Annotated in this window: 15 protein-coding genes and 1 pseudogene; 4 read left to right on the top strand and 12 right to left on the bottom strand. The window is 71.5% G+C overall.

Features of this window, described 5'->3' with window-relative positions; genetic code table 11:
* Nucleotides 1-203: 203 nt before the first annotated feature.
* The 7 genes and pseudogenes from ACIQM4_RS20940 to ACIQM4_RS20970 all read right to left on the bottom strand — a co-directional run bounded on the left by ACIQM4_RS20940 (nucleotide 204) and on the right by ACIQM4_RS20970 (nucleotide 10,207).
* Nucleotides 204-3,152 carry a M14 family zinc carboxypeptidase gene (locus ACIQM4_RS20940; RefSeq protein ID WP_401593551.1) on the bottom strand — a complete coding sequence of 983 codons (2,949 nt, stop codon included), beginning with the start codon at nucleotides 3,150-3,152 and terminating at the stop codon, nucleotides 204-206.
* 336 nt (nucleotides 3,153-3,488) lie between these two features.
* A pseudogene (gene whiA / locus ACIQM4_RS20945) lies at nucleotides 3,489-4,469 on the bottom strand (DNA-binding protein WhiA); the annotation flags it as partial.
* Entirely contained in the window at nucleotides 4,460-5,518 is a 1,059-nt protein-coding gene (yvcK, locus tag ACIQM4_RS20950; protein ID WP_401593553.1) for a uridine diphosphate-N-acetylglucosamine-binding protein YvcK, read from the bottom strand. The pseudogene whiA and the gene yvcK, both read right to left, overlap by 10 nt.
* Nucleotides 5,515-6,528, bottom strand: coding sequence for an RNase adapter RapZ (rapZ, locus tag ACIQM4_RS20955; RefSeq protein ID WP_401593556.1), 1,014 nt, complete (start codon nucleotides 6,526-6,528; stop codon nucleotides 5,515-5,517). The genes yvcK and rapZ overlap by 4 nt, the downstream gene beginning before the upstream one ends.
* Nucleotides 6,479-8,539: an excinuclease ABC subunit UvrC gene (gene uvrC, locus ACIQM4_RS20960; protein ID WP_401593558.1), complete on the bottom strand. Its 2,061-nt coding sequence runs from the start codon at nucleotides 8,537-8,539 to the stop codon at nucleotides 6,479-6,481. The genes rapZ and uvrC overlap by 50 nt, the downstream gene beginning before the upstream one ends.
* A gap of 116 nt (nucleotides 8,540-8,655) precedes the next feature.
* On the bottom strand, nucleotides 8,656-9,483 hold the full coding sequence (locus tag ACIQM4_RS20965; RefSeq protein WP_401593561.1) for a hypothetical protein: 828 nt from the start codon (nucleotides 9,481-9,483) through the stop codon (nucleotides 8,656-8,658).
* Between the two features lie 4 nt (nucleotides 9,484-9,487).
* Complete coding sequence (locus ACIQM4_RS20970) at nucleotides 9,488-10,207, bottom strand: papain-like cysteine protease family protein (protein WP_401593564.1); 720 nt, start codon at nucleotides 10,205-10,207, stop codon at nucleotides 9,488-9,490.
* Between the two features lie 277 nt (nucleotides 10,208-10,484).
* On the opposite strand from ACIQM4_RS20970, the gene ACIQM4_RS20975 reads away from it, so the two are divergent.
* Nucleotides 10,485-11,450 (top strand): hypothetical protein, encoded by a 966-nt coding sequence (locus tag ACIQM4_RS20975; protein WP_401593566.1) that lies wholly within the window; start codon nucleotides 10,485-10,487, stop codon nucleotides 11,448-11,450.
* Between the two features lie 70 nt (nucleotides 11,451-11,520).
* On the opposite strand, the gene ACIQM4_RS20980 is transcribed toward ACIQM4_RS20975, so the two are convergent.
* The gene (locus ACIQM4_RS20980; RefSeq protein WP_401593569.1) at nucleotides 11,521-11,952 is read right to left on the bottom strand and encodes a Rieske (2Fe-2S) protein; all 432 of its coding nucleotides are present in this window, start codon (nucleotides 11,950-11,952) and stop codon (nucleotides 11,521-11,523) included.
* Nucleotides 11,953-12,386: 434 nt separating this feature from the next.
* Nucleotides 12,387-15,449 (bottom strand): excinuclease ABC subunit UvrA, encoded by a 3,063-nt coding sequence (gene uvrA, locus ACIQM4_RS20985; protein WP_401593571.1) that lies wholly within the window; start codon nucleotides 15,447-15,449, stop codon nucleotides 12,387-12,389.
* 273 nt (nucleotides 15,450-15,722) lie between these two features.
* On the opposite strand from uvrA, the gene ACIQM4_RS20990 reads away from it, so the two are divergent.
* The 3 genes from ACIQM4_RS20990 (at nucleotide 15,723) to ACIQM4_RS21000 (ending at nucleotide 18,208) form a co-directional block, all read left to right on the top strand.
* Entirely contained in the window at nucleotides 15,723-16,409 is a 687-nt protein-coding gene (locus ACIQM4_RS20990; RefSeq protein WP_401593573.1) for a maleylpyruvate isomerase family mycothiol-dependent enzyme, read from the top strand.
* Nucleotides 16,410-16,432: 23 nt separating this feature from the next.
* Nucleotides 16,433-17,089 carry an MBL fold metallo-hydrolase gene (locus tag ACIQM4_RS20995; protein WP_401593575.1) on the top strand — a complete coding sequence of 219 codons (657 nt, stop codon included), beginning with the start codon at nucleotides 16,433-16,435 and terminating at the stop codon, nucleotides 17,087-17,089.
* Between the two features lie 168 nt (nucleotides 17,090-17,257).
* Nucleotides 17,258-18,208 carry a TauD/TfdA dioxygenase family protein gene (locus tag ACIQM4_RS21000; protein ID WP_401593577.1) on the top strand — a complete coding sequence of 317 codons (951 nt, stop codon included), beginning with the start codon at nucleotides 17,258-17,260 and terminating at the stop codon, nucleotides 18,206-18,208.
* A 268-nt stretch (nucleotides 18,209-18,476) separates the two neighbouring features.
* On the opposite strand, the gene ACIQM4_RS21005 is transcribed toward ACIQM4_RS21000, so the two are convergent.
* The 3 genes from ACIQM4_RS21005 to ACIQM4_RS21015 form a co-directional block, all read right to left on the bottom strand.
* Entirely contained in the window at nucleotides 18,477-19,475 is a 999-nt protein-coding gene (locus ACIQM4_RS21005; protein WP_401593580.1) for a TerC family protein, read from the bottom strand.
* A 258-nt stretch (nucleotides 19,476-19,733) separates the two neighbouring features.
* The gene (locus tag ACIQM4_RS21010; protein ID WP_401593583.1) at nucleotides 19,734-21,794 is read right to left on the bottom strand and encodes a TerD family protein; all 2,061 of its coding nucleotides are present in this window, start codon (nucleotides 21,792-21,794) and stop codon (nucleotides 19,734-19,736) included.
* A 110-nt stretch (nucleotides 21,795-21,904) separates the two neighbouring features.
* On the bottom strand, nucleotides 21,905-22,483 hold the full coding sequence (locus ACIQM4_RS21015; RefSeq protein WP_401593586.1) for a TerD family protein: 579 nt from the start codon (nucleotides 22,481-22,483) through the stop codon (nucleotides 21,905-21,907).
* Nucleotides 22,484-22,551 lie beyond the last annotated feature (68 nt).

The following is a 22,551-nucleotide window of genomic DNA, read 5'->3' on the forward strand; positions in this document are numbered from 1 at the left end:
TTCGACGCCACGGCGAGCTTGAATGGGATGTCCCCGACCGACTCCGACCCTACCTCTCCGTAGACCGAGCCGCCGCATCGAGTGGGCCCGGAACAGGGCCGTACGTGGATCGGCGGCCCGTACTCCCCAGTAATGAAGCGGGGAGTACGGGCCGCCGGGACCTTCGCCCTGACTACTCGCGGTGACGACGCTGTTGTGCGGGGTCAGCCCTTGATGCTCCGCAGGGCCTTCTCCAGCAGCTTGGCGCGCTGCCCGGCGTCCGGGACGTGCTCCAGGCCGAAGCCGAGGAGCGCGGTGTCACGCGTGGTGACGCCCGCGTACGTCTGGAACAGCTCGCCGGTACGGGCCCACGGCGCGGTGGCCGGCGGGCTGCCGGCCGGCGGTGCGGCGGCGGCCCAGGCGCCCAGGGAGGTCTCGAAGCCGTCGACGGCCTGGTCCGCGCCGCCGACGCTGACCCGGGCGTTGTCGGCGAAGACACCGCGGCCCAGGCTGCTCGGGTCGGTGACGTACGACAGCGACAGCTCGACCTTCTTGCCCGCGTAGGCGCTCAGGTCGAAGGAGACCTGCTTCCAGCCGGAGGAGGATCCGGTGAAGCTGTTCCACGCACCGCTGGTTCCGGAGGCCGTGCAGGCCGCGCCCTGGGTGAGGTAGTGACCGAGGAACGGGTGCGCCTGGAGGAAGAACCCTGCCTCGCACTCGGCGGGCACGGTGGCGGAGGTCTGGCCGCCCGCCTCGGGGAGCGTGGTCCAGTCCTCGGCGCCCGCGGTGTGCGCCTCCAGGAGGGCGTGGTCGTAGCCGGGCTCGGTGTCCCAGTTCAGCGCCATCCTGAGGGCCGGCCGGTCGGCCGCGGTGACGCCCGTGAGGTCCACGGTGCGGGTCAGCCGCTTCCAGTTGCCGTTGGTGCTGACGGCCGAGGCCATGCCCTGGCCGTCGAACGGGGCGTACGGGTTGTTGATGCCGGTGTAGCGGCCCGCCTGGGCGCTCTTGAACTGCGGGAACGCGGCCGGCGGGAGCACGTCCGAGGTGACCTCGTAGGAGCCCGCGGTGTCGAGCGGGTTGCCGGGTGCGCCGGTCAGCGGGGTGGTGATCCCCGCCAGGCCGCCCGCCCCTGCGAGACCGGTGGCGCCGGGGCTGTTCACCCGGCCGTACGCGCCCAGGTAGTACTGGCTGAAGTCGTCGGTCGCGGCCGGGCCGAGCCTGGCGTTGCCGCCCGCCTTCTCCCCGGCCTCGACCAGCTTGCCGCCCTCGTTGAGGTACGAGCGCAGCGCGAGCTGGGTGGGGCCGCCGGGCACCGTGTCACCGGTGTAATGCACCACCGAGTCGAAGTGTCCGAGGACGCCCAGCGGGTGCGGGGCGCCCTGGGTGGCGACGTCCCAGACGGCGGCGGAGCGGCCGTTGGCCCGCAGCGCGTCCACGTACTTCTGGACCTGCGTCGCGGGTGCGCCCTCCTCGGCGACCACCAGGTGCGCGGCCCGGGGGCGCTCGGCGAGCGTGTAGGTGAAGTGCTCGCTGGAGGTCGCCCTGCCCTCGCGGGTGACGCCGGTGAACCAGACCTCGACCTTGTCGCCGGGCTTCCCGTCCTGCACCTTGGCGCGGTAGTCGTCGAAGTAGGTGTTGTCCTCGTCGCCGTAGCGCAGGCCGCCGTTCCAGGGCTTCAGCGCCTGGTCGTGGACCTTGCCGCCGTTGACGCGGTACCTGAGCTCCTTGTCGCGCACCGACTTGCGGACCGTGACGTTGACTTCCTGGTCCTTGTCACGGGCGTACGAGGAGGTGAACGGGTCCGGCGTGAAGTCCGGGGCGTCGATGCCGACCGGCGAGACCGGCCGGTCCGGGGTCAGGGACGTCTCGGCGACCGCGAGCGCGAAGGGGACGTTCTTCGCGAACTCCTGCTGGATCAGCTTCTCGTCGTCGGGGAAGTTGAAGCCGGACCGGCAGTCGCGGGCCTCCCAGCGGTCGTTCGGGTCGATGTTGGACGCCGTCTGGCAGGTGGTCATCTCCGGCGTGAACATCTTGATGCCGTTGACGTTGCCCGCGTGGCCGTCGGCCTCACCGTTGGTGGTGTAGAGCTCCGAGGAGACCTGCGGGTGGTAGCCCGGGACCGCCGAGTTCTCCGGGGTGCCCGCGAGGGCCTTCAGGGCCACGTCGTCGGGGCTGGAGGTGGCGACCTGCCAGCCGATGCCGTAGAGGAGCAGCTCGGCGGCCGAGTGGTAGTTGATCGCGTACTTGAAGCCGATGCGCTTTTGGAACGCGTCGATCGCCTTGGTCTCGGGCTCGGAGTTCGGCGTCGGGCCGCGGAAGGTCTCGTCGGCCGGGTCGGGCGACGAACCCTCGTTGTCGTAACCCCACTTGTAGGCGAAGTTGCGGTTGAGGTCGATGCCGTCGCCGGACTCGACGGTGCCGTTGGCGTTGGTGTCGCGGAGGTTCTTGCGCCACAGCCGGACGTTGACGTCGCTGCTGCTGTGCGTGTAGTCGTAGCCGTCCGGGTTGGCGGAGAGCACGAACCACAGCTCGCTGCTGTCGACCAGCTTGGTGATCCGCCGGTCCTTGCCGTAGTTGTCGAGGTAGTGGTGCAGCAGCCGCCGGTTCATCTCCGGGGTGATCCACTCACGTGCGTGCTGGTTGGCCATGTAGAGCGTCGAGGGCTTGGCGCCGTCGCCGGTACCCCTGGCGTTCTTCGTCAGCTTGAGGGCCAGGATGTCCTTGCCCTGCACGGTCTTGCCGATGCTCACGAGCTTGGTGAGGCCCGGGTACTTCTGCGCGGTGGCCAGCAGCTCCTCCTGGAGGCCGCCCTTGCCGCTGTACGGACGGAACACGCCGTCGCCGGGGGCCGCGGCCCTGGCGTTCGCGGCGACCTTGTGCTCGCTGATGTCGACGCCCTGGCCGCGGAGTTCGCCGGCCTGCTTCCGGGTGAGGATCAGCTCGACGGTCGCGGTGCCCTTGGCCGGGACCCGCTCGCTCAGCTCGTGGGCGTCGGTGCCTGCCTTGAGCAGCAGCGGCACCTGGTCCTGGGTGACCTCGGCGTTCCACACCGAGATGCTGTCGCCGCCCCCCGCGGCGTTCCCCGCGGGCTGCGCCTGCGCCGCGGGCACTGCCGCGACCCCGGCTATCAGCAGTGAAGAAGCGGCGAGTATCGATCTCGCTCGGCGTCTCATGTGCCCCCCTTGCTGTTGTCTGCCACGTGAGTGGACAGACGCCAGAATCATGACCATTCATGGTCACGTCAAGAGCACATCAGGCACACAGAAAAGCTGCCCCTGGCACACAACTTGGCGCCAGGGACAGCGAGTTGAAACGGAGTCAGGAACTCCGCGACGGTGCGGCGCCGCGGATCAGAGGCTTCCGGCCATGCCGCTCGCCATGCCGCCGGAGAGGCCGCCCGGCATCCCGCCGGTCATGCCACCGGACAGCCCGCCGGCCATGCCGCCGGACATTCCGCCCGCCAGGCCGCCCGCCAGTCCGTTGGCGAGCCCCTTGGCCATCTCCTCCTCGATCTCCTCGGTCATGTCCTCGGTCAGGTTGCACTCCGTACCGGGGATGCCGAGGTCCTGGGCCCGCTTGTCCGCCATCGCGAGGAGGCGGCGGATGCGGCCCGCGACCGCGTCCTTGGTCAGCGGCGGGTCCGCAAGCGCGCCCAGCTCCTCCAGGGAGGCCTGCTTGTGCTCCATGCGCAGCCGTCCCGCCGCGGCGAGGTGCTCGGGCACCTCCTCGCCGAGGATCTCCAGCGCGCGCTGCACCCGGGCCCCGGCGGCGACCGCGGCGCGGGCGCTGCGGCGCAGGTTGGCGTCGTCGAAGTTGGCGAGCCGGTTGGCGGTGGCACGGACCTCGCGGCGCATCCGCCGCTCCTCCCAGGCCAGAACCGACTCGTGCGCGCCGAGCCGGGTCAGCAGGGCGCCGATCGCGTCGCCGTCCCGTACGACGACCCGGTCCACGCCGCGCACCTCGCGCGCCTTGGCGCCGATGGAGAGCCGGCGGGCCGCGCCGACCAGCGCGAGGGCCGCCTCGGGGCCGGGGCAGGTGACCTCCAGCGAGGAGGACCTGCCGGGTTCGGTGAGGGAGCCGTGCGCGAGGAAGGCCCCGCGCCAGGCCGCCTCGGCGTCACAGGTGGCCCCCGAGACCACCTGCGGGGGAAGTCCCCGGATGGGACGGCCGCGGCCGTCCACGAGGCCGGTCTGGCGCGCCAGCTGATCGCCGCCCGCCACCACCCGAACGAGGTAGCGCGAGCCCCTGCGAAGACCGCTGGGAGCCATCACCACGAGCTCCGAGCTGTGCCCGAAGATCTCCAGGATGTCCTTCTTGAGCCTGCGCGCCGCATAGCTGGTGTCCAGCTCCGCCTCGATCACGATGCGGCCGCTGACCAGGTGCAGCCCGCCCGCGAACCGGAGGATCGCCGAGACCTCTGCCTTTCTGCAGCAGGTCCGGGTGACGGGGAGCCGGGAGACTTCGTCCTTCACCGCTGCCGTCATCGCCATGGGCCGATCCTTCCATGCATCCGAAAAATACGGTCGTACGCGGCTGCCAGGAGCTCCGGGTCGTGCTTGGGGGCTCCGTCGGGCCGGGCCACCGGCGCCAGCTCGACCGTCGCGCCGAACCGTTTTGCGGCATCGGCGAGTGAGGGAAGGTCGGGCACGGCGGCCTGGTCGGCCAGCACCACGTCGAGGGCGAGTTTAGGGGCGTGTCGGGCCAAAACCTCCAAATGACGTTGCGGGGAAAAGCCCTCGGTTTCGCCCGGCTGGGGCGCCAGATTGAGGGACAGAATCCGCCTCGCCTTGGTCTCCACCAGGGCATCAAGCAGTTCCGGGACCAACAGGTGGGGGATCACCGAGGAGAACCAGGAACCGGGTCCAAGAACCACCCAGTCGGCGTCAAGAACCGCCGCCACCGCCTCCGGAACCGCGGGCGGATCGTGCGGTACGACATGCACCGACTGGACCTCACCGGGGGTCAGCGCGACCGTCGCCTGCCCCCGCACCGTGCTCACGGCGTCCGGAAGCTCCGGGTCGTGGCCGCGCACGAGCGCCTGGAGCTCCAGCGGAACGGCCGACATGGGCAGCACCCGGCCGTGCGCCCCGAGGAGCTTGCCGACCAGGTCCAGGGCCTGGACGTGGTCGCCGAGCTGCTCCCACAGGGCGACGATCAGCAGATTGCCGACCGCGTGCTCGTGCAGGTCGCCCTTGGACTGGAAGCGGTGCTGGATGACGCGGGACCAGGTCTGGCCCCAGTCGTCGTCGCCGCACAGGGCGGCCAGCGCCTTGCGCAGGTCGCCTGGCGGCAGGACGCCCAGCTCCTCCCGGAGCCTGCCGCTGGAGCCTCCGTCGTCGGCGACGGTGACGACCGCGGTGAGGTCGCCGGTGATGCGCCGCAGGGCGGCGAGCGAGGCGGACAGGCCCCTGCCGCCGCCGAGGGCGACGACCTTGGGGGTGGCGCCGCGTCTGCCGCCGCGTGCGGCGCGCGGAGCCGGCTGGCCGCCGGACGCCGGGGTACGGCGCAGGCGGCGGAGCCGGACGGTGCGGTTGGTCACTCGCGCCCCATGTCCCGGTGGACGACGACGGTCTCCACGCCCTCGGACGCGAGGCGGGCGGCGAGCTTCTCCGACATGGCGACGGAGCGGTGCTTGCCGCCGGTGCAGCCCACCGCGATGGTGACGTAGCGCTTGCCCTCGCGGCGGTAGCCGGTGGCGATCAGCTGGAGCAGCTCGGTGTAGCGGTCGAGGAACTCCTTGGCGCCCGGCTGGTTGAAGACGTAACCGGACACCTCTTCGTTGAGTCCGGTGAAGGGGCGCAGCTCGGGGACCCAGTGCGGGTTCGGCAGGAACCGGCAGTCGACCACCAGGTCGGCGTCGACCGGCAGGCCGTACTTGTAGCCGAACGACATGACCGTGGCCCGCAGCTCCGGCTCCTCGTCGCCGGCGAACTGGGCGTCCATCTTGGCGCGCAGTTCGTGGACGTTGAGGCTGGAGGTGTCGATCACCAGGTCGGCGTCGCCGCGCAGCTCGCGCAGCAGGTCCCGCTCGGCGGCGATGCCGTCGGTGATCCGGCCGTCGCCCTGGAGGGGGTGCGGGCGGCGGACCGACTCGAAGCGGCGCACCAGGGCGTCGTCGGAGGATTCCAGGAAGACCACCCGCCGGGTGACGCCCTTGGCGTCGAGGTCGGCGAGGGACTCGCGGAGGTTGTCGAAGAAGCGGCGGCCGCGGACGTCGACGACGACGGCGATGCGGGCCACGTTGCCCTGGGAGCGGGCGCCGAGCTCCACCATGGTGGGGATCAGCGCGGGCGGCAGGTTGTCGACGACGAACCAGCCGAGGTCCTCCAGGCACTTCGCGGCGGTGCTGCGGCCGGCTCCGGACATGCCGGAGATGATGACCAGCTCGGGGATGGGCGTCTCGGCCGCCTCGGGGGCTTCCCGCGTGGTGCCCGTACTCACGTGTGCTCCGTCTCGCTCTCGGTCGTGGGGGGTGTCCAGGGGCCGGCCTGCGGCCTGGTCACGGCCCGGGGCAGGTTCTGGGTCCTGCCGGGTGTGCTGCTGCGTCATGTGTCGTTCCCCCGTTCTCCGACGGGGGCGCCGCGGGTGCGGTGTCCTCGTCGTCCTCAATGATCTCTCCTGTCGCCGTGTTCACGGCGGGTGCGGCCGGGGCCGCCGCTGCGAGGGCCGCCGCGACGGTCTCGGCCGTCTTGCGGCCTATCCCCGGAACCTCACAGATCTGGTCAATTGTGGCGGACCGCAGCTTTTTCACCGAACCGAAGTGTTTGAGCAGGGCCTGCTTGCGGCTGTCGCCCAGGCCGGGCACCTCGTCGAGCGGTCCGGCGCGGAACCGCTTGGCCCGTTTGCTGCGCTGATAGGTGATGGCGAAGCGGTGGGCCTCGTCGCGCACCCGCTGGAGGAGGTAGAGGCCCTCGCTGCTGCGGGGCAGCACCACCGGATCGTCGTCGTCGGGCAGCCAGACCTCTTCGAGGCGCTTGGCGAGCCCGCAGACGGCGACGTCGTAGATCCCCAGCTCGTCGAGGGCCCGCTTGGCGGCCGCGACCTGCGGCTGGCCGCCGTCGACCACCAGGAGCTGGGGCGGGTACGCGAAGCGCTTGGGCCTGCCGTCCTCGTCCGCCTCCTGCTCGGGCACCTCGCCGCCCACCCAGTCCCCGGCCTTCTCCTTGGCCGCCAGATAGCGCCGGAAGCGGCGGGTGATCACCTCGTGCATCGAGCGGACGTCGTCCTGGCCCTCGAAGGTCTTGATCTCGAAGCGCCGGTACTCGCTCCTGCGGGAGAGTCCGTCCTCGAAGACGACCATGGACGCCACGACGTCGTCGCCCTGGAGGTGCGAGATGTCGAAGCACTCGATGCGCAGCGGGGCGCCGTCCAGGCCGAGCGCCTCCGCGATCTCCTCCAGCGCGCGGGAGCGGGTGGTGAGGTCGGAGGCGCGCTTGGTCTTGTGCAGCACGAGGGCCTGCTGGGCGTTGCGCTGGACCGTCGCCATCAGGTCCTTCTTGTCGCCGCGCTGCGGGATGCGCAGCGACACCCGCGAGCCGCGCTTGTCGGACAGCCACTGGTTGACGGCCGCGGTGTCGTCCGGGAGCGCCGGGACGAGGACCTCCTTGGGCACCGCGTCGCCCTTCTCCTCGCCGTACAGCTGCTGGAGGGCGTGCTCGACGAGGCCCTGCGTGTCGACGTTCTCCACCTTGTCGGTGACCCAGCCGCGCTGGCCGCGCACGCGCCCGCCGCGGACGTGGAAGATCTGCACGGCGGCCTCCAGCTCGTCCTCGGCGAGGGCGACGAGGTCGGCGTCGGTGGCGTCGTTGAAGACGATCGCGTTCTTCTCCAGCGCCCGCTTGAGGGCCCCTATGTCGTCGCGGAGGCGGGCGGCCTTCTCGTACTCCATGTCCTCGGCGGCGATCACCATCTGCTGCTCGATGCGCTTGAGGTACGTCCCGGTGCGGCCGGCCATGAAGTCGCAGAAGTCCTCGGCCAGTTCGCGGTGCTCCTCGGGAGTGACGCGGCCCACACACGGGGCGGCGCACTTGCCGATGTAACCGAGCAGGCAGGGGCGGCCGATCTGGGCGGAGCGCTTGAACACCCCGGCGGAGCAGGTGCGTACCGGAAAGACGCGCAGCATCAGGTCGACGGTCTCGCGGATCGCCCAGGCGTGGCCGTAAGGGCCGAAGTAGCGCACGCCCTTCTTCTTGGGGCCGCGCATCACCTGCACGCGGGGGAACTCCTCGTTCATGGTCACCGCGAGGGAGGGATAGCTCTTGTCGTCGCGGTACTTGACGTTGAACCTGGGGTCGAACTCCTTGATCCAGGAGTACTCCAGCTGTAGCGCCTCGACCTCCGTGGAGACCACGGTCCACTCGACGGACGCGGCGGTGGTGACCATCGTGCGCGTCCGCGGGTGCAGGCCTGCCAGGTCCTGGAAGTAGGACGACAGGCGCGGGCGCAGGCTCTTCGCCTTCCCGACGTAGATCACCCGGCGGTGCTCGTCGCGGAACTTGTAGACCCCCGGCGACTCGGGGATCTGGCCCGGCCGGGGCCGGTAGCTGGAAGGATCTGCCATGTCGAACAGCCTACTTGCGGGCACCGACAGTCGGGGCGCCCCGGGTGGAGCGCCCCGACCTGTTCACCTGGTGGTGCGGTACGGACGGCGGCCGGCGGACGGCACGCGTACCACCGTCACGTCCGCGGGCGGCGGCGCAGGCGTACGACGGTCAGTCCCGCGGCGGCGAGCAGCGCGGCCGCCCCGCCGGCCGCGAGCGGGGCCACCGGGACGCTCCCCCCGGCGGCCGTGGGCGGTCCGGCAGCCGTGGGCGGTCCCTCCGCCGTGGGCGCGGTGGAGCCGGCGCCGTAGCCGCCCGCCTTGCCCTGCGTGGCGTAGGCGCTGCCGGGGAGCTTGTCGCCGTAGGCCTGGTGGACCCGGTCGCGGTACACGGTCAGGCTGGTGCCCCCGGCCCCGACCGCGCGGGCCGCGTCGTCGTCCAGCGGCAGCACCCGTGCACCGTCGTGCACGTACCAGGCGTCGGTCTGCGGCTCGCGGAAGACGGTGCCGCCGGGCAGTTTGCGGGCGCCGTCCGCGGCGTAGCGGGTCTCGTCGTCGCCGGTGGCGATGTTGACGACCTTCCAGGTGCCCGCCCGGGGCGTCAGCCACAGCGAGGCCTTCTGCCCGTCCGCGGAGACCGCGGTGGTCGCCAGGAAGTCGAGGCGGGAGACCGGGGCGCCCGGCCTGCCCGCGACGAACTCGGCGGACAGCGTGCGCACCGGGACCGTCGTCCCCTGCACGCGTGGTGCGGCGGCGGCGCGGGTGACGGCGCCGTCGCGGGCGAAGAAGCGGGACAGCGTGTCGAGGGTGGCGGGGGCGGTCGCCGCCGCGCGGGCGGCGGCCCGCTCGGCGGGGGCGACGGGGTTCTCCGCGGCACCGGCCTGGCCGGCGAGGCCGAGGACGGAGGCGGCGACGGCCACGACGGCCGCTGTTCCGGCGGGCCCGGTCATCATGCGCAAGGCCATGGCGTCACGCCCCGATCTTGTAGAGCGAGTGGGTCCAGGAGAACTCGTTGTTGTTCACGTACCAGTCGTGCGAAGCCCAGTTGTAACGGCTGCTGCTCTTCCACGGGTCACCCCAGTAGACCCAGCTGCTCGCCGTGTCGTAGCCGTAGATGACGTGCATGTGGCCGCCGCCGCTCGACCACTGGATGCGGGTCTCGATCGGACGGTCGGCGGATATCTCCGTCTGGACGGTGGGGTAGCGCAGCCACCCGGTCACGTAGGAGCCGGGGTTGATGCCCGCCCAGTCGAGGCCGTTCTGGACGTTGCCGAGGGTGGCCTGGTTGTTGGGGCAGGTGGTGCTCTGGTTGCGGCCGAAGGCGGCGTTGCAGAACTGGTTCTGGCTGTAGTTCCTGCCGAACCAGGCGGCGATGGTGTTGCCGCCCGCCGCCCAGCACCAGTTAGTCTTCTCCTGGGCCTGCATGGTGATGTTCAGGCGCTTGGCGGCGAGCAGCGGCGCGCCCGGTGAGGGGGCCGCGGGGAGCTGTGCCTGCTGTGCCTGCTGTGCCTGCCGAGACGCAGTCGCGGGGCCGTCGGAGACGGATGCGGCGGGGGCGGGGGGCGCCGTGGGCACGGGGGCGGCGGTCGCCGTCGCCGTGCCCACGGCGAGCAGCAGTGCGGCGGTGGGGACGGCAGGGCAGAGCCGTCCGAGGGTTCTGCGGGGTCTGGTGTCGCTTCGATCGCGCATCGCGGTCCTCCCGAGGCGGTGGTGGGGGCCTTCCCGGCTCCGGCGGGGGCCGACGGGGCGAGGAAGGGGTGGAGGAGCGCGTCCGGACGCTGCTGAGGAGCATCGGGTGTTGTCGGGTGCAGGTCAACACGCTTCAATGCGGGGTGACGCGGTGCTGTGAACGGCGTGACGCGGATGTGAACGGCGCACTCCCGCCCACCAGCCCGCTTCGCCGTCGGCGGCGTGCGCGTGCGGTGCGCCGCCGTGAATGTTCACCCCCCCACCCGGAGGAACCGTGATGCGGCAGCACCCGACGCACCCCACGCCGGACACGGACGGTCCCCTGCCGTCGGTGGCCGAGCTGGAGCAGCTGCTGCGGACCGGGCCCTTCCATCTGGCGCTGCGGGCCGCGCTCGCCGTGCGCGGGCTACCGCTCCAGCGGGTGCAGCACCATCTCGCGGACCGGGGCGTCAAGGTCGGGGTGACCAGCCTCAGTTACTGGCAGCAGGGGGCGCGGCGCCCGCAGCGGGCCGAGTCGCTGCGCGCCGTACGGGAGTTGGAGAGCGTGCTGAGGCTGCCCGCCGAGTCGCTGATCCGGCTGCTGCTCACGGACGCGAGGGACGAGCCCGAGCGGCCGGCCGCGCGCGCGTACCGGGCGCTGGTGGAGGCGTCGGGCTCGGTAGAACTCCTGCTTTCGGAGCTGGAGTCCCCGGTCGACGGCGGACTGCACACCGTGGGCCATCACGAACGGGTGCGCATCGGCGGGGGCCGGGAGCTGGTGGGGCGCGACTCACAGCACGTGGTGCGGGCCCACAGGGACGGCGTCGACCGCTATCTGGCCGTGCACCACGGCGATCCCGGCTGCGACGCGTCCCGGGTGGTGGCGCGGGCCGGCGAGAACTGCCGTACCGGGCGGGTGCGGTGGCACCGGGAGACCGGCCTGGTCGTCGCGGAGATGCTGTTCGACGCACGGCTGCGGGCCGGGGACACGTACTTCTTCGAGTACGGCTTCGAGGACGGCACCGGTGGCCCGAGCACCGAGTACGTGCGCGGCTTCGCCTTCGCCGGCGGCCAGTACCTGCTCCAGGTCCGCTTCGACGAGGAGGCGCTGCCGGTGCGGTGCCGCCGGTTCGCCCAGACGACGACGGGTGCGCCGCGGGTGGCCCGGCAGGACCTGACCCTGAGCGGCCGGCACGGCACGGTGCACTTCGTCGAGCAGGTGGTGCGGCCGGGAATGCTCGGCGTGGACTGGGACTGGGAGTGACGGATGGGGCGGGGCAGGGCCTGGGTGGCGTTTCCGCCACGATCCGCCGCCTCGTCGCGCTTCGGACGGCTCAGGCGTTCGGGCCCGCGACGAGCTTGCCGTTCTCGACCTTGACCGGGACCGAGGGCAGCGGCGCGGTGGCCGGGCCGTGCAGGGCCTTGCCCGTGGTGGTGTCGAACAGGCTGCCGTGGCAGGGGCAGTGGCCCTCGTTGGTCTCGACCTTGTCCAGGACGCAGCCTGCGTGCGTGCACTGAGCACTGAACGCCTTGTACTCGCCCTTGGCCGGGCAGCTCACCACGAGGCGCTGCTCGCGGTACAGCTTGGAGCCGCCGACCGGCACGGCCGTCGCGTCACCGAGGGCGACGGGGGCGGTGGGGGTCGGGTTCTCGGCGTGGCCGAGCTTCGACTCGGTGGAGCAGGCGGCGGCGCCGAGCCCGGCGGCCCCGGCGAGTGCGGCGCCCTTGAGGACGGTGCGGCGGGCGGCGGACGGGCTGCCGGACATGGGGATCTCCACGGGTGCGGTACGGGTGGTGCGGCGGTGCGATCCCACCGGGGGGTGCGACGGGTACGCGGTGCGATCCCGCCAGGACCACGACGGGTGCGCGGTGCGATCCCGCCAGGACCACGACGGGTACGCGGTGCGATCCCGCCAGTGTTGCGACGGGGACGCGGTGCGATCCCGACGATACCCGTGGGGCCCGTGCGCACCCGGCGGCGGGCACCACCCGACGGGTCGCCCTCGTGGGCGTCCCCTCCGGCACCCCCGGGCCCGACCCCACAAACCCGGCGTGGGGGGGGGGGGGCCCCCCCGGGGCCCCCCCCCCCCCCCCCCGGCCCCCCCCCCCCCCCCCCGGGGGGGGGCCCGCCCCCCCCCCGGGCCCCCCCCCCACGCCTCCCGCTGTGACGCACCGCGCACGCGCACCGCGCAAGAGCCCCTCAGCCCTTGCGGGTCCGTGCCGTCGTCTTCTTCGCCGGTGCGGACTTCTTCGCGGCCGTCTTCTTGGCGGCCGGGGCGGCCGACTTCGCCGCCGTCTTCCTCGTCGCGGTCTTCGCGGTCGCCGCCGTCTTGCGACCCGCCACCGCCTCGGTGGCTGCCACCGTGCCGGCCGTCCTGCGCGCCGGGGCCTTCTTCTTCGCCGGGGTCGCGTCGCTGATCCGGCTCGGGTCGAGGATGTCCCGCAGGAACTTGCCGGTGTGGCTGGCGGCGACTCCCGCCACCTCCTCCGGGGTGCCCTCGGCAACGACCAGGCCGCCGCCCTTTCCGCCCTCGGGGCCCATGTCGACGACCCAGTCGGCGGTCTTGATGACGTCGAGGTTGTGCTCGATGACGATCACCGAGTTCCCCTTCTCCACCAGCCCGTCCAGGATCTTGATGAGCTTGCTGATGTCCTCGAAGTGCAGACCGGTGGTCGGCTCGTCGAGGATGTAGACGCTCCGCCCCGAGGACCGCTTCTGCAGCTCCGCGGCCAGCTTGACGCGCTGCGCCTCGCCGCCGGAGAGCGTGGTGGCGGCCTGGCCCAGGCGGACGTACCCGAGGCCGACCTCATTGAGGGTCTGGAGGTAGCGGGCGATGGAGGTGACCGGCTCGAAGAAGTCGAGGGCCTCCTCGATCGGCATGTTGAGCACCTCGGCGATGTTCTTGCCCTTGTAGTGCACTTCGAGCGTCTCGCGGTTGTAGCGGGCGCCGTGGCACACCTCGCACGGGACGTAGACGTCCGGCAGGAAGTTCATCTCGATCTTGATGGTGCCGTCGCCGGAGCAGTTCTCGCAGCGGCCGCCCTTGACGTTGAAGGAGAACCGGCCCTGCTGGTAGCCCCGGACCTTGGCCTCCGTCGTCTCCGCGAACAGCTTGCGGATCTTGTCGAAGACTCCGGTGTACGTCGCGGGGTTGGAACGCGGCGTACGCCCGATGGGCGACTGGTCGACATGCACGACCTTGTCGAGGAGCGCGTCGCCCTCCACCCGCGTGTGCCGCCCCGGAACGCTGCGCGCGCCGTTCAGCTCGCGGGCCAGGTGGGTGTACAGGATGTCGTTGACCAGCGTGGACTTGCCGGACCCCGAGACACCGGTGACCGCGGTCAGGACGCCGAGCGGGAAGGTGACGTCGATGTCCTGGAGGTTGTTCTCGCGGGCGCCGTGCACGGTGAGGTGGCGCGCAGGGTCAACGGGACGCCGGACGTCCGGGGTCGGGATGGCCCGCTTTCCGGAGAGGTACTGCCCGGTGATCGACCCCTTGTTGGCGAGCAGGCCCTTGAGGGAGCCGCTGTGCACCACCTTGCCGCCGTGCTCCCCCGCGCCGGGACCGATGTCGACGATCCAGTCGGCGACCTTCATCGTGTCCTCGTCGTGCTCGACGACGATCAGCGTGTTGCCCATGTCGCGCAGCCGCACCAGCGTCTCGATCAGGCGGTGGTTGTCGCGCTGGTGCAGACCGATGGACGGTTCGTCCAGCACGTACAGCACGCCGACCAGGCCGGAGCCGATCTGGGTGGCGAGCCGGATGCGCTGGGCCTCGCCGCCGGACAGGGAGCCCGCCGGGCGGTTCAGCGAGAGGTAGTCGAGGCCGACGTCCACGAGGAAGCGCAGGCGCTCGTTCACCTCCTTGAGGACGCGCTCGGCGATCACCTTGTCACGGTCGTTCAGGGTGAGCTGGATGAGGAATTCGGCGCACTCGCTGATCGACATCGAGGAGACCTCGGCGATGGACTTGCCCATCACCGTCACCGCGAGGATGAGCGGCTTGAGACGCGTGCCCTCACAGGTGGGGCAGGGCACCTCGCGCATGTAACCCTCGAAGCGCTCGCGGCTGGAGTCGCTGTCGGACTCCGAGTGCCGGCGCTTCACGAACGGCACCGCGCCCTCGAAGGAGGTGGTGTAGGCGCGCTCGCGGCCGTACCGGTTGCGGTAGCGGACCTCGATCTGCGTCCGGTGGCCGTTGAGGAGGGCCTTCTTGGCGCGCTGCGGCAGTCCCGCCCACGCCATCTCCGTACTGAAGCCGAGCTCGCTCGCCAGTGCGTTGACCAGGCGGGCGAAGTAGTCCTTGGTGTGTCCGTGCGACCACGGGTGGATGGCGCCCTCGTCGAGGGACTTGTCCGGGTCGGGGACGATCAGCTCGGGGTCGACCTCCATGCGCGTACCGATGCCGGAGCAGTCGGGGCAGGCGCCGAAGGGCGAGTTGAACGAGAACGAGCGGGGCTCAAGCTCCTCGAACGACAGGTCGTCGTAGGTGCAGTAGAGGTGCTCGGAGTACATCCGCTCGCGGTCCGGGTCGTCCGCGTCGAGGTCGACGAAGTCCAGGATGACCATGCCGCCGGAGAGCCCGAGGGCGGTCTCCACGGAGTCGGTGAGCCGGCGCTTGGCGCTCTCCTTGACGGTGAGGCGGTCGACGACCACCTCGATCGTGTGCTTCTCCTGCTTCTTGAGCTTGGGCGGCTCGGACAGCTGGATCGTCTCGCCGTTGACCCGGGCGCGGCTGTAGCCCTTGGTCTGGAGGTCGGCGAACAGGTCGACGAACTCGCCCTTGCGCTCGCGCACCAGCGGCGAGAGGACCTGGAAGCGGCTGCCCTCGGGCAGTTCCAGGACCTTGTCGACGATGGCCTGCGGCGACTGCCGGGAGATCGGGCGGCCGCACTCGGGACAGTGCGGCTTGCCGATGCGGGCGAAGAGCAGCCGGAGGTAGTCGTAGACCTCCGTGATGGTGCCGACCGTCGAGCGCGGGTTGCGCGAGGTCGACTTCTGGTCGATGGAGACGGCGGGCGAGAGGCCTTCGATGAAGTCCACGTCCGGCTTGTCCATCTGACCGAGGAACTGCCGTGCGTACGAGGAGAGCGATTCGACGTAGCGGCGCTGCCCCTCGGCGAAGATCGTGTCGAACGCGAGGGAGGACTTGCCCGACCCGGAGAGCCCCGTGAAGACGATGAGGGAGTCGCGGGGGAGGTCGAGCGAGACGTTCTTGAGGTTGTGCTCGCGAGCGCCACGAACGATGAGACGGTCGGCCACGCCGGTTCGCACCTTTCTGGAGAAGAAGAAGAAGCAGGGTGCCGAGAAGCAGGCTGCTGGGGGTGCCCTGTATTGCGGCTGATTGCCCCGTACTACGGGTGGGTGCCCTGTTCTGCGGGCCGAAATCCCACGGGCACCGTTCCGTTCAACACTTGCCCGGGGTTCGGATGTTCCCTTCGAGCGTATAGCACGTACATTCGATTAGCGGCCAAACCGCACCTGCTTCACCCGAACGAGTGGATGCGTCTTGCGCGGCGGCCTATCGTCTGCCCCATGAGTGATCATGTGCACGATCTGGCACTGCTGAGCGCGGCGACCGACCGGCTGCTCGCCTCCGCCGCCCGGCTTGACAACGCCTCGCTCGCCGAACCGTCACGGCTTCCCGGCTGGAGCCGTGGCCACGTACTGGCCCACCTGGCCCGTAACGCCGACGCCCTGCTCAACGTCCTCTCCGGCCGTCCCATGTACGAGAGCGCGCAGGCGCGCGACGGCGACATCGCACGCGACGCCCCGCGCCCCCTCGACGTACAGCTGGAAGACGTACGGGCGACCGCGGAGCGCTTCCGGCAGGCGGCGGACGAGCCCGCCGACTGGGGACGCACCGTGGAGCTGCGCAACGGGGTCACCGACACGGCGTCCCGGCTGCCGTTCCGGCGGCTGATCGAGATCGAGCTGCACCACGTCGACCTGGACACCGGGTACGACCTGGAGGACCTCCCCGCGGAGTTCACCCGCCGCGAGACCTCCTTCCTCGCGGACCGCTTCCTGGGCAACGAAGCGGTGGCCCCCACGACGCTCACCGCCGACGACGGCCAGCAGTGGACCACCGGCCGCAGCGGCGGCCCCGCGATCACCGTGACGGGCGCGGCCGCCGATCTCCTGGGCTGGCTCGCCGGCCGCCGCGACGGCGCCGCACTGACCGTCCTGGGCGGTCCGCTGCCCGTGCTGCCGTCCCTCTAGCGGCCCGCTATAGGGTGCGCGGTATGACGTACAGCGGAGCGGTGAGGGTCGGCGGACCGGCGGACGTGCACGAGCTCAAGGACCTGATGATCTCGAAGGTCGCGGTCGGCTCGATGAACAACAACGCGTATCTCCTGCGCTGCCGGGACACCGGCGAGCAGCTGCTGATCGACGCCGCGGCCGAGCCGCACACCCTGTTGTCGCTGATCGGCACGGACTCCGTGGCGTCCGTGGTCACCACCCACCGGCACGGCGACCACTGGGCGGCCCTCGCGGAGGTCGTGGCGGCCACCGGCGCCCGCACCTTCGCCGGGCGGTACGACGCGGAGGGCATCCCCGTCCCGACCGACACGCTCGTCGCGGACGGCGACACCGTACGGGTGGGGCGCGTGGAGCTGACCGCGCGCCACATCGTCGGACACACCCCGGGCAGCATCGTCCTCGTGTACGACGACCCGCACGGCCACCCGCACGTCTTCACCGGGGACTGCCTCTTCCCCGGCGGGGTGGGCAACACCTTCGGCGACGCGGCGGCCTTCGTCTCACTGCTCGACGACGTCGAGCAGAAGGTCTTCGGACAACTGCCGGACGAGTCGTGGGTCTACCCGGGCCACGGCGACGACACCACCCTGGGCGACGAGCGCCCGCACCTCGCCGAGTGGCGCGAGCGCGGCTGGTAGGCCCCCCGGCGGGGGCCGGTCCGATGCCGGACCTCCCCAGAGCTTCCTTCATGCCGCTGCCACACGGCGGCAACGACGGCGCGCCACGATGGTCGGGCGGCAGCGGGCCCCACCCCCCGCTGCCGCCCGATTCGATCTGGGTGACCTGCCGTCCGGAGGAGCACGTCCATGACCAGCACGCTCAACGCCCTCGACGTCACCCCGCTGTCCGGCAGGATCGGCGCCGTCGTCAGTGGCGTCACCCTGTCCGGCGACCTGTCGGAGGCGACACTCACCGCCCTCGAAGAAGCGCTGTACACCCACAAGGTGATCTTCTTCCGGGGGCAGGACCATCTCGACGACACGGCGCACGAGGAGTTCGCACGACGCCTCGGCCATCCCGTCTCGCACCCGACGGTGCCCTCCGCGGACGGGCGGTACATCTTCGAGCTGGACGCCACCAAGGGCGTACGCGCCAACCAGTGGCACACGGACGTGACGTTCGTACCGGCGTACCCGAAGGCGTCGATCCTGCGCGCGCTGGAGATCCCGGCCCGCGGCGGGGACACGATATGGGCCAACACGGCCGCCGCGTACAACGACCTGCCCCTCCCGCTGCGCACCCTCGCCGACTCGCTGCACGCCGTGCACAGCAACGACTACGACTACGCGGAACGGATCGCGCACCGGCCGTCGGGCGCCGACGCGGAGGTCGCCAAGCTGTACCGGAAGGTGTTCGTGTCGACAACCTTCCGCACCGAGCACCCGGTGGTGCGGGTCCACCCGGTGACCGGCGAGCGCACGCTGCTGCTCGGCAACTTCGTGCAGCGCCTCGCCGGCCTTCCGACCGCGGACAGCCGGGCGTTGATCGACCTGTTCCAGCGGTACGTCGAGCGGCCGGAGAACCTGGTGCGCTGGCGGTGGCAGGTGGGTGACGTGGCGATCTGGGACAACCGGGCCACCCAGCACTACGCGGTCGACGACTACGGCGACCAGCCGCGGGTGGTGCGCCGGATCACCCTGGACGGGGACGTTCCGGCCGGGGTGGACGGCTTCCGCTCGACCCTGCTCGCACCGGCCGAACCACCGCGGGTGCCGGGGCTCGTACCGGCGGACGAGCTGGAACGCGAAGGACTGTAACCGGACGCGGACGCGCCCGAACGCACCTGAGCGGCGGGGGGGGGGGCCCGGGGGGGGGGGGGGCCCGCCCCCCCGGGGGGGGGGGGGGGGGGGGGGCGGGGGGGCGGGGGGGGCGGCGGGGGCGGGGGGGGGGGGGGGGGGGGGGGCCCCCGGGGGGGGGGCGGGGCCCGCCCCCCCCCCCCCCCGCCCGGCCCCCCCCCCCCCCCCCCGGGGGGGGGGGGGGCCCCCCGGGGGGCCCCCCCCCCCGCCGCTCACACGGCGTGCGAGGTCAGGAGTCGATCGAGGACCGGTCGGACTTCCCGGCTGCCTCGGCTGCCTCCCGCTGCTCGGTCTTCTTGTTGGCGATCAGGCTGGTGATCGTGGTGACGACCAGCACGCCGCAGATGACGGAGAGCGAGACCGCGATGGAGATCTCGGGGACGTGCACCCCGCCCTCGTGCAGCGCGTGCAGCACCAGCTTGACGCCGATGAAGCCGAGGATCACGGAGAGCCCGTAGCTCAGGTGGACCAGCTTCTTGAGCAGGCCGCCGATCAGGAAGTACAGCTGGCGCAGGCCCATCAGCGCGAAGGCGTTCGCGGTGAAGACGATGTACGGGTCCTGGGTGAGGCCGAAGATCGCCGGGATGGAGTCCAGCGCGAACAGGATGTCCGTCATACCGATGGCGAGCATCACGACCATCAGCGGCGTCAGGACCCGCTTGCCGTTCTTCTGGATGAAGAGCTTGGTGCCGTGGTACTTGTCGTCGACGCCGAACTTGGCCTCGATCTTCTTGAGCAGGCGGTTCTCCTCGGGGGCTTCCGCCTCTTCACCGGCACGTGCTTCCTGGATGAGCTTCCAGGCGGTGTAGATCAGGAACGCGCCGAAGATGTAGAAGACCCAGGAGAAGTTGGCGATGACCGCGGCGCCGGCGGCGATGAAGATCGCTCGCAGGACCAGCGCGATCAGCACACCGATCAGCAGTACCCGCTGCTGGAGGTGCGAGGGCACCGAGAACTTCGCCATGATCAGTACGAAGACGAAGAGGTTGTCGACGCTCAGGGACTTCTCGGTGATGAAGCCCGCGAAGAACTCGCCGGACGCCTGACTCTGGCCGAAGACCAGCAGGCCGACACCGAAGATGACGGCCAGGGCGATCCAGACACCCGTCCAGATGCCGGCTTCCTTGACCGACACGTCGTGGGGCTTGCGCCCGATGAAGAAGTCCACACCGATCAGGGCGGCAAGCGCCAAGATGGTGAGGAGCCACGTGTTCAATGAAACGTCCACTGCGCCTCCGGCAGATAGCTACGGCTACTCGATCAGCGTCGTCGCTGCCGGAGGTCTCTTCCACCCGGGCCGCTCTGTGGCGTGCGCCGGGCCGATGCCCCGGGACCGATGGCGGTCCGTATTGACGGGTACATCGCAGGCCGGGAGTACTCCCCTCCGCTCCGCCGAGAGTACAGGAAGTACCAAGAGAAGGTAAAGGGATGGGTAAACGAACCCCAAAGCGACTGGTCAGAGCCTGATCGCCAGAAGGGGACGCGACTACCTGCCGAGCGCCCTGCGGGCCGCCGCCACCTGGCTGAGCACGTTCCACAGCAGCTGTCCGGTGGGCGGGGCGAGCAGCGGTTCGTACGTCCAGGCGTGGCCCACCCACGGGTCGGCGAGATGCGCGTCAGGCACCGGGGTCAGACGCAGCAGCGAACGCCACAGCGGGTCCAGCACCGGCCCGTAGGCGCTCGCGTCCTCCCGGTCGGCCACCATCATCAGGTGGACGCCGACCGACGGCCCCTCGTCGGCCAGGTAGCGCAACTGGGTGACGGCGCGGTCGTCGAAGCCGTGCGGGAAGTCGTTGACGATCAGGAGCTGCTCTGCGGTGTCCAGGTGCGGCGGCAGCGCGTCCGAGGCACCGGCCCTGATCGCCATCTGTACGAGGTCGACGCGCTCGGTCAGCCGCGCCAGGACGGTCACCACCCCCTGCGCCCCCGTGGCGGGCGGCGTGGCCAGCACCCCCGACCTGACCAGCGGGGCCAGCGCGGCGGACGCGGAGCCCGCCGGGTCGATGACGTGCACGGTGAACTCGCCCGCCGGATAGGCCCCGAGGAGCCGCGCGGCGTGCGTCACCGCGGTGTCCATGGACAGCCGGCGCAGCTCGTCGGTGTCCATCATCATCGCCGCCTCGGAGCCCGTCCGTCCGGAGTCGATCCACAGACCGCGCTCAAGCGGCAGCCTGACGAGCAGCGGTATGTGCAGGTCGGGGCGTTCCGGGAGGTGCAGATCGCCGATGCGCAGCGCCATCGGGATCTCCATCGGGACGCGGTACGCGTGCCAGGCCGGGGTGTTCCAGCGGGCGAAGGACGGTGGCAGGGCGGGCTCGACGACCTCGGACTCGGCGACCAGCTGGGCCACGTCGCGGTCCAGGACGGCGCGGGCCTGCTCGACGAGAGCGTCCCGTTTGGCGCGGGCACCCTCCCGGGCCGTGTCGCCGGTGGAACCGATGCGGCTACGAGGGTCGGAGAGCACCTTGTCGAGCTCCTGCTCCATGCGGGACTCGGCGAAGTCGACGGCGCTGCGGTACGCGGCCGCGGTGCGGGCCAGGTCCTCGAACATGCCCCAGACCTGGTTGTAGAGCCGCTCCTCCATGGACCAGCCGGAGGCGTCGCCGGCCACCGGGCGCGGCGGCCTGCCCTCCTGCCCTGCCTGCCCCGGCTCTCCTGCTTGTCCGCCTGGACCTGGTTGGCCGGCTCCGGCGGGCACGGGCGATGGTGCGGGCGGCGTCGTGGCCCCGGCCCCGGTCGGTGCGGCCTGTGGTGCGGCCGCCTTGCGTCGGGGGTGGCTGTAGTTGACCGGACCACCGGACGGGGCGGGCAAGCCTTGCGACGGAGCGGCCGAACCCTGCGACGGGGTGGGCGCGGCGGGCGCGGTGGGCTGTCCGCCCGTGGCGTCGTGCCGCACGGCTTCCGGGGGCGCGGCCCCCTGCCGGGCGGCAGGCGGCGTGCGCTGTGCCCGGTCGTGCTCAGCTGTACGGGGCGGGGGCGGAGCCACCGAACGGGCGAGCCCGCGGCCGACCGCCTCCTGGATGGTGGCGGCCAGCTCACGGGCCTGCGGGAGGCCCTGGTCGGCGAGGAGCTCGGCGAGGCCGCCCGCGTACCCCTGACCGACGGCCCGTACCTTCCAGGCTTCGCCCCTGCGGTAGAGCTCCAGGGCGACGACGGCGGACTCGGCGTCAAGACCGGTGAGGGTGAAGGTGACGAGCTCGGCGCCGTCCAGACCCGTCACGGCGACGAAGGGCGCGGCGACCGCGCCGAAGCGCGCCGGGAAGCCCGCGGCGGACGGCAGGGCGAGCAGTACGTGCACCCGGTGGACGTCCCCGGGCAGGGCGCCGAGGTCGACGGCGAGCCGGTGGTCGGCGGCGGCCTGCCGGGAGACCTCCAGCCCAGGCAGCTGGTGGGAGCCGGGGTGGGCCACCTGCCCGACGCCCCGCACGACGCCCTGCTCGTCTCCCAGCGTGGCGCCGGCGACGACCGGCTGACCGGCCGAGACCCTGATCTCCAGGCGGGACTGGGGCAGGGGGTGGTTCTGCCCCCGGGCCAGCTCGGCCGTCATCGTCGTTCTCCCCCACCGTCGGTGTTCCCGTTGCTGCCGGAATGCGGTGCAGCCCCCGGCGGCCTGGAGCCTGCCGGGAGCTGCGGTGCTGCTGCGGAACCCGCCCGTACCTACAGGTGCGGCAGGATCGACGGCATCAGGTCCTGGAAGGTGCGGCCGTTGGCCGGGTTTCCGAGGGCCGTCATCTGCCAGCCCGTACCGGCCCGGTGCACCTTCGCCATGATCTGGGCGGTGTACTGGCCGCCGCCGTCGAGGGTGTAGCGGGCCAGCTCCTGGCCGTTGGTCTCGTCGACGATGCGGCAGAACGCGTTCTGCACCTCCTGGAACGTCTGGCCGGTGAAGGAGTTCACCGTGAAGACGATCTGGTCGATGTGCACCGGGACGCGCTGCAGGTCGACGAGGATCGACTCGTCGTCGCCGCCCTGGCCCGCACCGCCGACCAGGTTGTCACCGGTGTGCTTGACAGACCCGTCGTCGCTGACCAGGTGGCGGAAGAAGACGACGTCCACCGGCTGCTTGTCGGCGAAGAGCACGGCAGAGGCATCGAGGTCGACCTCGCGGGTACGCGAGCCGAACAGACCACGGCGCGGCGCCGCCTGCCAGCCGAGCCCCATCCGCACCGCGGTCAGGGTTCCCCCGTCGCTCTTCTGCAGGCTGATGGCCTGGCCCTTGGTCATGTTGACCGTCACGCGCTACCCCTCTCCACAAACCCACGCGGCCGCCCGTGTGTGCGGTTGTGCAGCACCCTACGCAGTCC

It is taken from the genome of Streptomyces sp. NPDC091272, assembly GCF_044757485.1.
GTDB lineage: Bacteria > Actinomycetota > Actinomycetes > Streptomycetales > Streptomycetaceae > Streptomyces.